This window comes from Chromohalobacter sp. 296-RDG (assembly GCF_029889885.1).
Lineage (GTDB): Bacteria > Pseudomonadota > Gammaproteobacteria > Pseudomonadales > Halomonadaceae > Chromohalobacter.
Window position 1 is genome coordinate 31,102 of sequence record NZ_JARANY010000005.1, and the last position, 15,082, is coordinate 46,183.

At 61.9% G+C, this 15,082-nt stretch carries 12 protein-coding genes; 2 read left to right on the plus strand and 10 right to left on the minus strand.

Annotated elements, in window-relative coordinates:
* Nucleotides 1–29: 29 nt before the first annotated feature.
* Nucleotides 30–740, minus strand: coding sequence for a dienelactone hydrolase family protein (locus OP495_RS03630; RefSeq protein ID WP_280567292.1), 711 nt, complete (start codon nucleotides 738–740; stop codon nucleotides 30–32).
* A gap of 227 nt (nucleotides 741–967) precedes the next feature.
* Between OP495_RS03630 and OP495_RS03635 the strand changes: the two genes are divergently transcribed.
* On the plus strand, nucleotides 968–2,758 hold the full coding sequence (locus OP495_RS03635; RefSeq protein WP_280567295.1) for an assimilatory sulfite reductase (NADPH) flavoprotein subunit: 1,791 nt from the start codon (nucleotides 968–970) through the stop codon (nucleotides 2,756–2,758).
* Nucleotides 2,759–2,768: 10 nt separating this feature from the next.
* A complete protein-coding gene (locus tag OP495_RS03640; RefSeq protein ID WP_280567298.1) occupies nucleotides 2,769–4,499 on the plus strand; it encodes an NADPH-dependent assimilatory sulfite reductase hemoprotein subunit in 1,731 nt (576 codons plus the stop codon).
* A gap of 98 nt (nucleotides 4,500–4,597) precedes the next feature.
* Here the strand turns inward: OP495_RS03640 and OP495_RS03645 are convergent, their stop codons facing one another.
* The 9 genes from OP495_RS03645 to OP495_RS03685 form a co-directional block, all read right to left on the minus strand.
* Entirely contained in the window at nucleotides 4,598–5,533 is a 936-nt protein-coding gene (locus OP495_RS03645; RefSeq protein WP_280563260.1) for a diiron oxygenase, read from the minus strand.
* Nucleotides 5,534–5,557: 24 nt separating this feature from the next.
* Nucleotides 5,558–6,178 carry an aminodeoxychorismate/anthranilate synthase component II gene (locus tag OP495_RS03650; RefSeq protein ID WP_280563259.1) on the minus strand — a complete coding sequence of 207 codons (621 nt, stop codon included), beginning with the start codon at nucleotides 6,176–6,178 and terminating at the stop codon, nucleotides 5,558–5,560.
* Nucleotides 6,162–8,051: an aminodeoxychorismate synthase component I gene (gene pabB / locus OP495_RS03655; protein ID WP_280567300.1), complete on the minus strand. Its 1,890-nt coding sequence runs from the start codon at nucleotides 8,049–8,051 to the stop codon at nucleotides 6,162–6,164. The genes OP495_RS03650 and pabB overlap by 17 nt, the downstream gene beginning before the upstream one ends.
* A gap of 243 nt (nucleotides 8,052–8,294) precedes the next feature.
* The gene (locus tag OP495_RS03660; RefSeq protein WP_280567303.1) at nucleotides 8,295–8,564 is read right to left on the minus strand and encodes a DksA/TraR family C4-type zinc finger protein; all 270 of its coding nucleotides are present in this window, start codon (nucleotides 8,562–8,564) and stop codon (nucleotides 8,295–8,297) included.
* Nucleotides 8,565–8,700: 136 nt separating this feature from the next.
* Nucleotides 8,701–9,102, minus strand: coding sequence for a heme-binding protein (locus OP495_RS03665; RefSeq protein WP_280567305.1), 402 nt, complete (start codon nucleotides 9,100–9,102; stop codon nucleotides 8,701–8,703).
* Between the two features lie 32 nt (nucleotides 9,103–9,134).
* Nucleotides 9,135–10,415, minus strand: coding sequence for a glycolate oxidase subunit GlcF (gene glcF, locus OP495_RS03670; protein WP_280567308.1), 1,281 nt, complete (start codon nucleotides 10,413–10,415; stop codon nucleotides 9,135–9,137).
* Nucleotides 10,416–10,417: 2 nt separating this feature from the next.
* On the minus strand, nucleotides 10,418–11,542 hold the full coding sequence (gene glcE, locus OP495_RS03675; protein WP_280567310.1) for a glycolate oxidase subunit GlcE: 1,125 nt from the start codon (nucleotides 11,540–11,542) through the stop codon (nucleotides 10,418–10,420).
* 26 nt (nucleotides 11,543–11,568) lie between these two features.
* Nucleotides 11,569–13,068: a glycolate oxidase subunit GlcD gene (glcD, locus tag OP495_RS03680; RefSeq protein WP_280567313.1), complete on the minus strand. Its 1,500-nt coding sequence runs from the start codon at nucleotides 13,066–13,068 to the stop codon at nucleotides 11,569–11,571.
* Nucleotides 13,069–13,291: 223 nt separating this feature from the next.
* A complete protein-coding gene (locus OP495_RS03685; RefSeq protein WP_280563250.1) occupies nucleotides 13,292–14,986 on the minus strand; it encodes an L-lactate permease in 1,695 nt (564 codons plus the stop codon).
* Nucleotides 14,987–15,082 lie beyond the last annotated feature (96 nt).

The following is a 15,082-nucleotide window of genomic DNA, read 5'->3' on the forward strand; positions in this document are numbered from 1 at the left end:
TCTCGCTGTTAAGGTGTGCTAGCTGAGTGTCAGGCGCGGTCTTCGATGAAGACCAGGGTGCGGCCGTGGGAGAGCGCCGCTGCGTGACGGTGGTAGGCGCTGCGGGCCCAGCAATTGAAGCCGTGATCGGCGCCGTCGTAGACATTGATGGTGACGTCGTCGCGGTCGGCAAAGGTCTCGCGGACCTGATCGACGGTCTCGGCGGGGATATGCCCGTCGTTACCAGCGAAATGGAACTGCACCGGCACGTCGAGCCGTGAGGCCTTGTCCAGATGCTTGTGAATGCCGCCGGGGTAGAAACTCGCGGCACGGTCGACGCCGGCTTCGATGGCGGCCAGATAGGCAAGGATGCCGCCCATGCAGTAACCGATAGCGGTGACGTCGCCATCGCATTCGCTGCGTTGACGCAAGGCCTGGGCGGTGCTGGCCAGGTCCTTGACGGCTACCGTGAAGTCGATATCGCCGACGAGCTTGAAGGCCTTGTCCATGTCGGCACCTTCATAGGCGAGCTCGACGCCCGGCTCCTGACGCCAGAAGACATCCGGCGCGAGCACTACGTAGCCGTCCTGAGCGTATTGCTTGGCGACGCTTCGCATGTGGGCATTGACGCCGAAAATTTCCTGAATCAAGACGATGCCGGGGCCCTTGCCAGCGGGTGGCAGGGCCAGGTAGCCCTTGAAGGTCTGATCGTCGTGGGACGTGATGTCGATCCACTGAGGGGTGACGGCGGAGTCGCTCATGGTGCCTCCTTCGATGGATGAAGCGTTCGAGATATGGCTCTAGTCTAGAGAGCTGACATCATGAAGGCTAGGAAGTTTGCAAGCGAACGATGGCCCAGTCGAGTAGCTGGGTGTTATAGTCTTTAAGTGAATATAAAAATTTCTTTTTAGAATTTTTAATTCTTTTAAGACTTGCCTAGCCTAGACACCCTAGTCTCAAGATCACCACGGCAACGATGAGAGGTCCAATGTCGCAAGGACGCTTGTCCGAATCGAACAGCCCCCTCAGTGCCAATCAGGCACGGCGGCTAAATGATGCGCTGGCCGATCTGGACGCCCGGCAACGTGCCTGGCTGCAGGGCTATCTGGCCGGTCTGGATGCGCATGATGCGCCGGCGGCCGCCGAATCGCCGGCCTCGCCCCCCGGTGAGCCGCTGACTGTGCTGTTCGGCAGCCAGACCGGCAATGCCGAGGGCGTGGCCGAACAGGCGGCCGAGCGAGCGCGTGCCTGGGGGCTCGACGTCGAACTGAAGGACATGGCGTCCTTCGGCAAGCAAGACCTCAAGCAGGCCACCCGGTTGATGGCGGTGGTCAGCACCCAGGGCGACGGTGATCCACCGGACAGCGCTCTGGGCTTTTACGAGCTGCTGGCGGGACGTAAAGCGCCACGTTTGAGTGACGACCATCGCTTCGCCGTGCTGGGACTGGGCGATGCCAGCTACGAATATTTCTGCGAGTCCGGCAAGGTGCTCGATTCGCGGCTCGAGGCCTTGGGGGCGCAGCGCCTGTGTGCGCGGGTCGACGCCGATGTCGACTACGAAGAGACCGCCACGCAATGGGTCGACGCGACGCTTGACGCCTTCGCCGCGCTCTCGGGGAATGCTGCGCCGGGACCGGCGTCCGATGTGAGCGGCGGCGCGGTCGCCACCTACTCGCGTTCGCATCCTTTCCAGGCGGAAGTGCTGGAGATGCAGCCGCTCAATACCGAGGATTCCGACAAGCAGACGCTGCATGTCGAGCTCTCGTTGGAGGAATCGGGTCTGGAATATCGCCCCGGCGACGCCGTGGGGATCGTGCCGCAGAACGATCCCACCTATGTCGACGAGCTTTTGACCGCTCTGCGACTGGATGGCGAGACGCCGTACGAGGAAGGGCGTCAACTGCGTGATGCCTTGCTCAACGATTTCGAAGTCACCACCCTGACGCGTCCCTTCCTCAATCACTGGGCCGAGATCAGCGACGATGCCGAATTGCGTCGCCTGCTCGACGAAGAGTCACGCGACGAGCTGCGCGAGTGGTTACAGGGGCGGCATATCATCGACGTGCTGGAGCATTTTCCGGTCGAGGGGCTGGAGGCGGACACTTTCATCCGCGCGTTGCGCAAGCTGCCGCCACGCTTGTATTCGATTGCCTCGAGCCAGGCCGCGGCCCCCGATGAAGTGCATCTCACCGTTGCCGTGGTGCGCTATGAAACCCACGGGCGCGCGCGCGGCGGCGTGGCGACGACCTACCTCGCCGACCGCGTCAGCCCTGGCGATCAAGTGCCGATCTACATCGATCACAACAAGCATTTCAAGCTGCCCGACGATGACGCGGTGCCCATCGTGATGATCGGGCCGGGGACTGGGGTGGCGCCGTTCAGGGCCTTTCTCCAGGAGCGCGAAGCGCGTGGGGCGAGCGGCGATAACTGGCTGTTTTTCGGCGACCGGCGGCGGCGTAGCGACTTCCTGTATCAGGCCGAATGGCTGCAATGGCGCAAGACGGGACTCCTGTCGCGGCTCGACGTGGCGTTTTCTCGCGATCAACAGGACAAGGTCTACGTGCAGGACCGCCTGCGCGAACAGGCTGCCACACTTTATGATTGGCTGCAGGCCGGGGCCTATGTCTTCGTGTGCGGCGACGCAGAACGCATGGCGCCGGACGTCCACCAGGCCTTGCTCGATGTGATTCGCGAGCAGGGGAGATACGACGAGGAAGCCGCTGCCGAGTACCTGCGTGACCTGCAGCAGCAAAAGCGCTATCAGCGCGACGTCTATTGAGGAGACCGACATGGATATCATCGCCAAGATGCGTGACGTGTCGCTCGACGAGCTGCATCCCAATGAACGGCTCAAGGTCGAGAGCCACTATCTTTATGGCACCCTTGAAGAGAGCCTGGCCGACCGGGCCACCGGCGCGGTCAATGAGGCGGATACCCAGCTGACCAAGTTTCACGGCTTCTATCAGCAGGATGACCGCGATGTGCGTGACGACCGTCGCCATCGCAAGCTGGAGCCGCTGTATTCGTTCATGGTGCGCCTGCGTTTGCCTGGCGGGCGGGTATCGCCCGAGCAGTGGCTGACGCTGGATGACAACGCCAGGCGCTATGCCAACGGCACGCTGCGCATCACGACGCGTCAGACCTTTCAGTATCACGGGGTGTTCAAGGAAAACCTGCGCGGCCATTTGCAGGCGCTGGACAAGGCGATGATGGACACCATCGCCGCCTGTGGTGATGTCAACCGCAACGTGATCTGCACCGCCAATCCGTACCGCTCACCGGTGCACCGTCAGGTCTACGACCTCGCGCACGCGATCAGCACTCGTCTGTTGCCGAGCACTCGCGCCTTTCACGAGATATTCCTCGGCGAGGAGCGCGTGGCAGGCGGGCCTCAGGAAACCGACGATGAGGTCGAGCCGCTCTACACACGGCATTATCTGCCGCGCAAGTTCAAGGTAGCGCTGGCGATCCCGCCCGAGAACGATGTCGATGTGTTCGCCCACGATGTCGGCTTCATCGCCGACGTACAGGCGGGCGAGTTGCAGGGCTTCAATGTGTGCATCGGTGGCGGCATGGGCATGACGCACGGTGAGACCGCGACCTTCCCGCGGCTTTCCGACATCGTCGGTTACTGTACGCCGGATCGCGCGGCGGCCGTGTCGGAAGCGATCATGCTCGTGCAGCGTGATAACGGCAATCGCCATGATCGCAAGCAGGCGCGTCTCAAGTATACCGTCGAGGCGCTGGGCGTCGAAGGCTTCCGCGAGCGCGTCGAGGAGTACCTGGGCGAGTCGTTGGCGCCGCCAATCGAGCTGCCGCTCACCCACAACGGCGACCGGCTCGGTTGGTATCAGGGTGAGGATGGCCTCTGGCACTACGGCCTGTTCGTTCAAAATGGCCGCCTGGCGGATGTCGAGGACGGGCCACAGCTCATGATGGGCATGCGCGAGATCGCCAAGGCGCACGACGGCGATATTGTGCTGACCACCAACCAGAATCTGATCATCACCCAGGTGCCCGAGACGCGCCGCGAGGCCATCGACACGCTACTGGCGGATTACGCGATGACGTTCGAGACGACGCCGCTGCGCCGTCACGCGATGGCCTGCGTGGCATTCCCCACTTGTGGCTTGGCGATGGCCGAAAGCGAACGTTATCTGCCGTCACTCATCGACCGTCTAGAAGCGATCATGCATGACGCAGGCTTGGACGATGACGCCATCATCGTGCGCATGACGGGCTGTCCGAATGGCTGCGCGCGGCCCTATCTGGCGGAAATCGGCTTCGTGGGCAAGACCTTGGGACGTTACAACCTCTATCTGGGGGGCGGTTTCGCCGGCGAGCGCCTCAACAAGCTCTACCGCGAGAACATCGACGAGGCGACCATTCTCGAGGAGCTCACGCCGCTGATTCAGCGCTACGCCGCCGAGCGCGAAGCGGGCGAGGCATTCGGCGACTTCGTGGTGCGTGCGGGCGTGATCGCGCCGACCCTGGCTGGCCGCGAATTTCACGCACGCTGAGCCTGCGTCCAACCTTGTCGCCACTATGTCGTTTGTCACCACTACCTTGGCGCCTGCAAGGGGCGCCAAGGCGTTGCCTCTGTTCGCGCGCTGTCGTGTTATCGGAAAACGAAGCTCGATCCCTCGTGAATGCCGATCTGCTGCAACAGTTCGACCAACGCGCTGTAATCGCGAAGTGAGCGGTTCGTGCGGCTCTTCGAGGCCATGTCTTGCAGTATGCTCTCGCGTTCGGGAATCGCCAGATAGTCGAGAATGGCGCGCCAGAATCCTACGTCGAGTTCGAAGAAGTCGTCGATGGCGCGCATTAGGTGGGCGCGAAAGATGGCTTGCTGTCCGGCACTGAGACGTTCGTAAACGGCGCGGGCGATCTCGCCGAAGATGGCGGCATGCGAGGCTTCGTCCTGGCGGTGGAGCTCGGTGTTCAGGCGATTGAGCGGCTGGATGCTGCGGTCCTGCGAGAGACGTTTCAAGAACACGTTGATGGTCATCTCGGCCACGGTGGCATAGGCCATCCGAATCAAGGCGAACTCGCGCTCGTTGTCTGCCTTGGAAAGCGCTGTCTCCATGCGCTGCTCGAGCAGGGGCGTGGGAATGTGCAAGTCCCGGAGCCGATGCTGGCGGCGCGCGCACTCGCAGACCTCCAGGCACATCAGAATATGGAACTGCTCGTCCACCTGGGTCTGCGCGATGGCCTTCTTGGAGACGGTGTCGCCGACGCCGGGCAGAGTATCCCGCAGCAGCAGCGAGCACATGGGATTTATGACCTTGTCTTCGACGAAGATCGTCTTCTCGTTGTAGTTGATCCAGGCGCCGGCGAGGACGCGGCGTTTGTCCGCTTCGTCGATGGCCTGGCAACGCGGATCGTCCCAGAAGGGCACCATCGATGGCGGGAAATCCGGCGCCGTGGTGTCGTAATAGTCATTCAGGTCGAGTCGCTCCTTGCGTACTGCGACTCGCTGGTTCCAGTTCTCGGTGAGACGCGCGAGTATCTCGCTTTCACGCGCCGTCGTGGGGCTGTCGGTGCCGGTGTACATGTGGATCCTTCCCTGAAATACCTACTAGAAGCCGGCTACTTTCCCTGGCAATGGGCGATGTTGGTCGAGTTTGCGGAGAAAGTTCGCCAGCATGAGATGACCATGCTCGGTGAGGATGGACTCGGGATGGAACTGCACGCCTTCGATGTCCAGGTCGCGATGCCGGATGCCCATGACGTCCTCGATATTGCCCTGTGTGTCACAAGTCCAGGCGCTGATCTCGAAATCGGCGGGCATGCGCTGTCGGGTGACGGTCAGTGAGTGGTAGCGGGTCACGCGCACCGGCTGAATGACGCCGGTGAACACACCACGTCCATCGTGATCAACGTGCGATACCTTGCCGTGCATGACCTCGCGAGCGTGCTCGATATACCCACCGAAGGCCTCGGCGATCGCTTCGTGGCCCAGGCAGATGCCCAGAATCGGGACCTTGCCCGCGTAGGCCTTGATGACCTCGAGCGTGATGCCGGACTGCGATGGCGTGCAGGGCCCCGGGGAGATCAGGATACCCTCGATGTCGTGGCTCGCCAGCTGGTCAAGCGTCATCGCATCGCTCTTGACGATCCACGGCTGGACGCCGAGTTGGTTGAGGCAGGACACGATGTTGTAGGTGAACGAATCGTAGTTATCAATGAGACACAGCATAGGTAGCCTCCTGACCCGCCCAGGCGGAAAGCGTTTGTATGGCCTGCTCGCTGAGCATGACTGGAACGGCGCCGCGCACGGCGTTGGTTAGCCATATGGCGTCGGCGTCGAGTAGATCCTGCGGCGTGATCGGGCGTTCGCAACAGCGCTCGCAACTCGCTTCGATGAGCGTGTCACGGGCGATGCCGGGCAACACGCCTTCATCGAGAGGCGGTGTCAGCAGCAAGCCGTCCTTCTCGATGAAGAGGTTGTGGCGGCTGGCCTCTGTCACGCGGCCTTCATGGTTGAGGAAAGCCACGTCGTAATCACCCTGAGCCTGGTGTTGCCGATATTCGCTATCGTAGATATCGCGTGCGGTGGTCTTGTAATGCAGCAGGAAGGCGTGCTGGTCGATGGAGCGGGCACTGATGCCCAGTCGCGCTTCAGATGGTGCTTCGTCCTCGGCCCCCAGCGACGTGGTGGTGATCTCGAACTGGCCGTCGTGAGCCATGGATAGGCGCACCCGTGTGTCGTAATCGAGTCCATCGATGGCCTCGGCGAGGGCCAGTCGGACGCTGGCAGCCGCGTAGACGAAGTGCAGGTCGCGTGCCGCTCGTGACAGCCGTTGCAGGTGTTTCTCGAGATGTTCGATGTGGGCGCCATCCGCCCGGTAACGCATGGTCTCGATGAGTTGCAGGTCCTGATTGAGTCCACTCAGGAAACGCGCCTTGAGCAAGCATTCCTCGTATTCGGCCTCGGGGTCGGATTCATGGAGCACGCCGCCGCCGATGCCCATTTCCGCATGGCCGTCAGCATGTGCGATGCAAGTGCGGATGGGGACGTTGAAACAGAAATCGTTGTGGGGCGTCAGGTAGCCGATCGCGCCGGTATAGACGCCGCGCGGTTCGCGCTCCAGTTCTTCGATGATCTGCATCGTGCGTATCTTGGGGGCACCGGTGATCGAGCCGCAGGGGAATAGCTCGCGGAACACCTGCTCGATCCTGGCGTTGGTGTCGATCTTGCCGATCACGGTGGAAATCATCTGATGCAGCGTCTCGAAGGTCTGTATCTCGAACAGATTCTTGACCGCCACGGAGCCCGGCGAGGCGACGCGACTGACATCGTTGCGCAGCAAGTCGACGATCATCACGTTCTCGGAGCGTGTCTTCGTATCGTGACGCATCGTGTCGAGAATACCGGCATCCTCCTCGGCCGACGTTCCACGCGGAAAGGTGCCCTTCATGGGCTTGGATTCCAGCGCCGTGCCCTGCTTGCGCAGGAAGAGTTCCGGCGATAATGACAGCACTGCATACTCCGGAAAGTTGAGCAATCCCCCGAACTCGACTTTCTGGCGATTGCGGAGTTTGCGATACAGGGCGACGGGCGCACCTTGATATTCGAAGCGGTATTTTAATGTGTAGTTGACTTGATAAGTGTCGCCTTCTCGAATATAGGATTTTATTTTCTCGATATTAGCGAGATACTCTTCGCGTCGCGCGTTGAGTGCCAAGTGGCGAATGGCTGCGGGGTTCGTGTCAGGAACATGTGCTTCGAGAAACTGACCGGCTTGATGCTGCGACAAACGGCGCATATCGCGAAACGCATAGAAATGCACGAGTGGGGCATCGCTCTTGGCGCGTTTGCAAAACTTGAAATCCGGCTTGTCGGAAAGTGCGTAGCCCGCCTCATAGGCAAGGTAACCGGACACGTAATAGCCTTGCTCACGCAACTCATCGAGCTCGCGCAATGCGCCCCGCAATGCATCGTTGCGGTAACAGATCACTTCGTACTCAGGGTTTTCGAACAACAATGAAGCGCGGTGGTCGCTCGCGCGACGGGTGTTCTCGAGCAATATGAAAACATTGTCTGTTTTTTGTTTTTTCAGGCTGCGCATCACCCTTTCTCCCTAGTATTAATTATGTGTTTATTGAAGAGTGCGCAGGTGTTTATGTCAATGATGGTTATATTGGTTTTAGTATGTCATGAATTTAATGAAAAGAATCGATAATTTGTTTTAAAAATAAAATTAAAGGCAGATTAGAAAAATCACACGATGCGTGGCAGGAACATACCTTGTGCCGATGAAAACGATCGTTCCACCGTCGGTCGCAAGGCGATTCATCGACGGCGGAACGACTCAACGCAGCTGGCTATCCTTGCTGCCTCGACGATTGTAGCCGCTGGCATCAAAGCGTTCATGCCGGTCACGCTCGTCCTGGCAGACAATACACAGGCGTACCCCGGGGACGGCATCGCGCCGCGCTTGGGGGATAAGATCACCGCATTCCTCGCAGTGGCTCAGACTCTCGCCACTGGGTAGCTGCTGGCGCGAGCGTTGCACAGCGTCCTCGACGGTGCTATCGATTTGATCCTGTACCGCACCGTCCTTCGACCATCCTCCTGCCATGTCGCCTCCTCGGCATGCTGTGCTCATGGTGTGGACTAGCGAGTATGGCAACGAAAATACGATCTTGCAGAGAGAAGTGGAGAAAAGGGGCGGGAAGAGGAGACACGCCAGTGGCGTGTCTCGCGACAGGTAAAGATTAGATCAAGGCGGCGACGCCGGCCTTGGCGACCTGGACATCCTGATCGGGCTTGACGCCGGAAACGCCGACGCTGGCGATGACGTTGCCCTCGACGATCAGCGGCACGCCACCGGCGAGCAAGGCTTGCATCGGTGCGCTGACGAAGGCGGTACGGCCGTTATTGATCATGTCCTCGAAGGCTTGGGTCTCCTTGCGGCCGATGGCGGCATTGCGTGCCTTTTCGGTGGCAATGCCGGCGCTGAACGGGGCCGCGCCATCCAGGCGGCGCAGTCCAAGCAGATGGCCGCCATCGTCGGCAACCGCGATGGTGACTGACCAGCCATTAGCGTCGGCTTCTTTCTGAGCGGCGTCGAGCAACTGGTTGACGTCACTGAGTTCGAGTACGGCTTGAGTTTTCATGCAGATCTCCTGTGGGAAATGTGAGCTACGAGCTACGAGCCGCTCGCAGCTCGAGGCGCGTCGCCCGTAGCCGGGGTCAGGGCCTCGTCGACGATCTCGATCCAGTGTCGGACGGGGGTGCGGCCTGCGCCTGCCAAGTGAGTCTGGCAGCCAATGTTGGCGGTGACGATTTCCTCGGGGTGGCCCGATTCGAGCGCGTCGAGCTTGTCGTCGCGCAATTGTGTCGCCAAGGCCGGCTGGGTGATGGAATAGGTCCCGGCCGACCCACAGCATAGATGCGGATCGCGCACCGGGGATAGCGTGAATCCGAGACGCGTCAACGCGCCTTCCACGGCGCCGCCGAGTTTCTGGGCATGTTGCAGTGTGCAAGGGCAATGGAAGGCGAGGCGCTTGTCGTGGCGAGGTGCCAGCGTCTCGATGTCCTCGTCGCGAAGGATCTCCACCAGGTCCTTGGCGAGTGCGCTGATATGGCGTGCTTTCTCAGCATAGCGTGGGTCGTCGGCGAGCATCTCGCCATATTCCTTGACGAAGGCACCACAGCCGCTGGCGGTCTGGACGATGGCCTCGGTGCCTGCTTCGACGTGCGGCCACCAGGCATCGATATTGGCCCGCATACGCTCGCGCCCGGCCTCCTGAGCATCGAGGTGATAGTCGATGGCACCGCAACAGCCGGCCTCCGGGGCTGAACTCAGGGCGATCCCCAGACGGTCGAGAACGCGTGTCGCGGCGGCATTGGTGTTGGGCGAAAGCCCCGGCTGCACGCAACCCTCGAGCACCAGCATATGGCGGGCGTGGGGCGCGGGCGTGACGCGCTCTGTATGCTGGGCACTGTCGACCGTGCGGGGCGGGATCTTGCCCTTGAGCGGTCTCGGTGCCAGTGGGCGAAAGGTTTGCCCCAGCGCCAGCAGTGCCTGGAAGCGACGCGGCTCGACCAGTGCCTTGCGCAGGCCATAACGCAGGGCGCGTTCCTTGTAGGAACGCCCGACGCGACGTTCGACCTCGGCGCGCCCGATATCCAGTAGCTTGTGGTATTCGACGCCCGAGGGGCAGGTGGTTTCGCAGTTGCGGCAGCTCAGGCAGCGGTCGAGATGCGTCTGCGTTTCTTGCGTGACTTGGTCGTCATCGTCGCGGCTTTCCAGCAGCTCCTTCATCAGATAGATGCGTCCGCGCGGGCCATCGCGTTCGTCGCCCAGCAGTTGATAGGTCGGGCAGGTGGCGTTGCAGAAGCCACAATGCACGCACGATCGCAGGACGCGGTCGGCCTCACGTATGTGCGGTTGGCGCAGGGCTTCGTCGGTGAAATTCGTCTGCATGGCTATAGCCCCTCGTAGAGTCGCCCGGGGTTGAAGATACCGTGTGGGTCGAGCTCGGCCTTGAGTCGGTGGTGATACTTGGCGAGCACCGGCGAGAGCGGCGTGAAAGGCGTCTCGATGCCGTGAGATTGGTCGAGGTCGATACGCGTCGCGTGTCCGCCGACACGGGCGGCATGTCGGCGCACCGTCTCGGCCGGCGTATCGCTACGCCACCAGCGTTGCGCGCCCGCCCAATCGACGAGCTCGTCGCCGTCGAGCGGCACTGCGGGGGCGCGATGCGGCAGCGATAGCCGCCAGAGCGGACGACTATCGTGGCGGCGCGAGAAGAAAGCCAGATCGAGCTCGCGCAGTCGTTGCCAGAAATCGACGTCATCCGGTTCGCCGCCGAGGCGCGCTTGGGTATCGGCCACCGAGCCGGGGCCGCCTTCGAGACGAATGTGTAGCGCCTCGCCGTCATGGGCAGCGCCGGTGATGGGCAGTGGCTCGCGACCCCACTCGGCGAGGCGCGCCATGGCCGTGTCGCGGGACATTTCCAGACGCAGCGTGGCGCTGGCGGCGGGAAGCGGCAGGACCTTGAACGAGACCTCGTCGATCACCCCCAGCGTGCCCTGTGCGCCGACCATTAGCCGCGAGAGGTCGTAGCCGGCGACATTCTTCATGACCTCGCCACCAAAATGCAGCCGTTTACCGTCGTGGGTAATAAGGCGTGTTCCGAGGACGAAGTCGCGCACGCTTCCCCCCCAAGGGCGGCGCGGGCCGGAAATTCCGCAAGCCACCATGCCACCCACCGTGGAGGTGTCGGCGAAGTGCGGCGGCTCGAAGGCCAGTTGCTGTCCCGCTTCGGCCAGCGTCTGCTGAAGATCGGCCAGACGAGTGCCGGCGCGTACCGTGACCACCAGTTCGACCGGGTCGTAATGGACGATCCCCGTGTGCGCGGCGAGCGAGAACGTTTCTCCGACCACCGGTCGACCATAGAACCCTTTGCTACCGCCGCCGACCAGGCGCAAGGGCGTATTGTCTTGCACCGCTTGCCGCACGCGTTCGAGCAGAGCGTCGCTGAGATCGTGATCGGCGACCGGCTGACTTCCCGGCGCGGGGGCCGGCTGTTGATTATGGAGATGAGTCATACGGTTTTACCTTTCTTCCCGCATCGTTAGAAGCGCGGCAATTCGGGGTGTGGCAATTGCCCCTGGTGAACGTGCATGGCGCCGAATTCGGCGCAGCGCGCCAGCGTCGGAATATTCTTGCCGGGATTGAGCAGCCCATGTGGGTCGAAGGCGGTCTTGACGGCATGAAAGACCGTGATCTCGTCGGGATTGAACTGGGCGCACATCTGGTTGATCTTCTCACGGCCCACGCCGTGTTCGCCGGTAATGCTGCCGCCGACCTCGACGCAGAGTTCGAGGATCTTGCCGCCGACTTCCTCGGCCAGTGCCAGCTCGCCTGGGGCATTGGCGTCGAAAAGGATCAGTGGGTGCATGTTGCCGTCGCCGGCATGGAAGACATTGGCGACGCGCAGGCCGTGGGTCGCCGAGAGGTCGGCGATGCCCTTGAGTACGCGCGGAAGCTCGCGTCGGGGAATGGTGCCGTCCATGCAATAGTAGTCGGGTGCCATGCGTCCTACCGCGGGGAAGGCGGCCTTGCGCCCGGCCCAGAACGTGGCGCGTTCGGCGTCGTCTCGCGCGAGGCGGATATCGGTAGCACCAGCCGCTTCGAGGACACTGCGCACCGTTTCGCAGTCATCGTGAACGTCGGCTTCCACGCCATCCAGTTCGCACAGCAGGATGGCGTCGGCGTCCACCGGATAGCCGGCCTTGACGAAGTCCTCGGCAGCCTGGATGGCCAGCTTGTCCATCATCTCCAGGCCGCCGGGGATGATCCCCGCAGCAATGATGTCACCCACTGCCTTGCCGGCCTTCTCGACGTCGTCGAAGCTGGCCATCAGCACCTTGGCAACCTCGGGCTTGGGTAGCAGCTTGACGGTGATCTCGGTAATGACTCCGAGCATGCCTTCGGACCCGGTGAACAGCGCTAGCAGGTCGAAGCCTGGGGCATCCAGGGCCTCGCTGCCGAGCGTGATGTGCTCCCCTTCGATGGTCAGAATGTTCACTGCGAGCACGTTGTGCACGGTCAGGCCGTATTTCAGGCAGTGCACGCCGCCGGCATTCTCGGCGACGTTGCCGCCGATCGAGCAGGCGATTTGCGAGGAAGGGTCGGGCGCGTAATAGAGCCCGTAAGGTGCCGCCGCTTCGGAAATCGCCAGATTGCGCACGCCGGGTTGCAGGCGTGCGGTACGTGCCTCGGGGTCGATGTCGAGAATGCGGCTGAAACGGGACATCACCAGCAGCACTCCCTTCTCGAGGGGGAGGGCGCCTCCAGAGAGGCCGGTGCCCGCGCCTCGCGTGACCACCGGCACCCCTTGGGCGTGGCAAATGCCGAGCAGGGCTTCCACCTGCTCCAACGTGTCGGGAAGCGCCACGAGCATGGGCAGCACGCGGTACGCAGAGAGGCCATCGCACTCGAAGGGGCGAAGGTCTTCCTCGCGATGCAGCAGCGTCATGCCGGGTAAATGGGCGGTCAGATGCGTTACAAGGGCATCCTTGTCGATTGCCGGCAGTGTGCCGTCCAGGCGTTCGTCAAAGAGAATATTCATGCAGTCTCCTTGGGCGATGCCGCCACGCGTGGGCGTGGGCTCGGCGCGGGACAGTGCCTAGGCCTCGCCGCTTATGGAAAGTGTTTCCATATTCGCGCATGGCAAACGAGCGTGCCTATTAGCCGAAAGGCTAAAATTCTGGATAATTGGTAAAACCAATAAAACCCTCCCCGGCATAAGCCGGGGAGGGCGTTATTTATAAGGGGTGTTCGGCAGGTGCGGGCTAGCCGAGTAGTGGATCGCTTACCCCAATCACGTAGAACGCGATCAAGCCGATGAGACCCGTGAAAGTCAGGTAGTAAAGCGCCGGCAGGATCGTCTTGCGCAGCGTAGTGCCCTCGCGGCCCAGCAGCCCCACGGTGGCTGAGGCGGCGACCACGTTGTGAATGGCGATCATGTTGCCGGCGGCGGCCCCCACGGCCTGCAGCGCCACCATCATTGCCGTGGACAGCCCCAGAGCCTCGGCGACATTGAACTGGAAGTCCGAGAGCATCAGGTTGGAGACTGTGTTGGAGCCTGCGATGAACGCTCCCAACGCACCGACGGCGGGGGCGAAGAATGGGTAGACATGCCCCACGCCATCGGCGACGAGTTGCGCCATGGCCACGGGCATCGAAACCAGGTCTGCCTGATTGACGCCGGAGTTGATCAGGATGCGCACCATGGGCACGGTGAAGATCAATACGAATCCGGCGCCCAGCAGCGTCTTGGTCGACTCGCTGAAGGCCGCACTTAGCTCAGCGGCACGCATGCGGTGTAGCAACACGGTAAGCAGTACCACGATCAGGATGATGCCGCCGGGAAGGTACAGCGGTTGAAGGCTGCCCGACACGCCGCTCTCGCCGAGAATATCGTTCCAGCTCAGGCTGATCGATTGCAGCGCCGAAGTGACCGACGGCACGGTGCGTGAGATGACTAGCAAAATCGCCAGCAGCACATACGGCACCCAGCCCATGAAGACCGACATCGGCGCCTTGCCGGCGACCTGGTCCATCTTGATTTCCAGGCGTCCGAGCCACTCGTCCGGCCAGGTCGTGCTGTCTGGGAAGTCCCAGGTGTCCTTGGGCAGCAGAAAGCCTTTCTTGGCGGCTGGCACGACAATCGCCAGACCCACCAGGGCGCCGATCATCGATGGGAACTCAGGCCCCAGGACGACGCCCACCAGGGCGTAGGGCACCACGAAGGAAATGCCAGTGAAAAGCGCGAACGGCGTGATCGAGAGCCCTTCCTTCCAGGAGCGGTTGGCGCCGAAGAAGCGCACCATCACGATGACCATGATCAGCGGCATCAGTACCCCCACGATGGCGTGAGTGATGGCGACTTCCGAGGCGACCAATCGAAAGAAGCTTTCCCAGCTCGAGCCGCTGGCGGTCAATTGTTCGGTGATCGCGTTGCGGTTGAGGCCGCTGGTGACGCCTACCACGACAGGGGTGCCGACGGCGCCGAAGGAGACCGGCGTGGACTGGATCATCATGCCCACGGTCACGGCACCCAGCGCGGGGAAGCCCAGTGCCACCATCAGCGGCGCCGCTACGGCCGCCGGAGTCCCGAAACCGGAGGCCCCTTCGATGAAGCAGCCGAACAGCCAGGCGACGATCAGCGCTTGTACGCGTCGGTCGGGACTGATGCTGGAAAAACCGTTGCGGATGGCGGTGATGCCACCGGAGTGCTTCAGCGTATTGAGTAGCATGATGGCGCCGAAGATGATCCACAAAAGGCCCGCAGTGAGGATCAGTCCCTGGAACGTCGAAGCAACGACCCGGGTGAACGTCATATCCCAGGCCAGCAAGGCGATCAGCGCGGTCACCACGAAGACTACGGGCATGGCGACCTTGGCCTGAATTCGTAAGCCAATCAGTAGTACGCCAGCCAGCACCAATGGCAGGAAGGCGAGTAGCGAGAGCAGCGTTTGATTCATGAAAGTGCCCCTGATTGTGTTGTTGTGCAGCGCAAGACGGAGGCAGACGGATGTCGCCCGTCATCGAGCAAAAGATAAACGTGAAATGCGATACGG

Bases quoted from the DNA above. Each gene is read 5' to 3' on its own strand.
- OP495_RS03630 (WP_280567292.1), bottom strand. From the start codon at position 740: ATGAGCGACTCCGCCGTCACCCCTCAGTGGATCGACATCACGTCCCAC.
- OP495_RS03635 (WP_280567295.1), top strand. From the start codon at position 968: ATGTCGCAAGGACGCTTGTCCGAATCGAACAGCCCCCTCAGTGCCAAT.
- OP495_RS03640 (WP_280567298.1), top strand. From the start codon at position 2,769: ATGGATATCATCGCCAAGATGCGTGACGTGTCGCTCGACGAGCTGCAT.
- OP495_RS03645 (WP_280563260.1), bottom strand. From the start codon at position 5,533: ATGTACACCGGCACCGACAGCCCCACGACGGCGCGTGAAAGCGAGATA.
- OP495_RS03650 (WP_280563259.1), bottom strand. From the start codon at position 6,178: ATGCTGTGTCTCATTGATAACTACGATTCGTTCACCTACAACATCGTG.
- pabB (WP_280567300.1), bottom strand. From the start codon at position 8,051: ATGCGCAGCCTGAAAAAACAAAAAACAGACAATGTTTTCATATTGCTC.
- OP495_RS03660 (WP_280567303.1), bottom strand. From the start codon at position 8,564: ATGGCAGGAGGATGGTCGAAGGACGGTGCGGTACAGGATCAAATCGAT.
- OP495_RS03665 (WP_280567305.1), bottom strand. From the start codon at position 9,102: ATGAAAACTCAAGCCGTACTCGAACTCAGTGACGTCAACCAGTTGCTC.
- glcF (WP_280567308.1), bottom strand. From the start codon at position 10,415: ATGCAGACGAATTTCACCGACGAAGCCCTGCGCCAACCGCACATACGT.
- glcE (WP_280567310.1), bottom strand. From the start codon at position 11,542: ATGACTCATCTCCATAATCAACAGCCGGCCCCCGCGCCGGGAAGTCAG.
- glcD (WP_280567313.1), bottom strand. From the start codon at position 13,068: ATGAATATTCTCTTTGACGAACGCCTGGACGGCACACTGCCGGCAATC.
- OP495_RS03685 (WP_280563250.1), bottom strand. From the start codon at position 14,986: ATGAATCAAACGCTGCTCTCGCTACTCGCCTTCCTGCCATTGGTGCTG.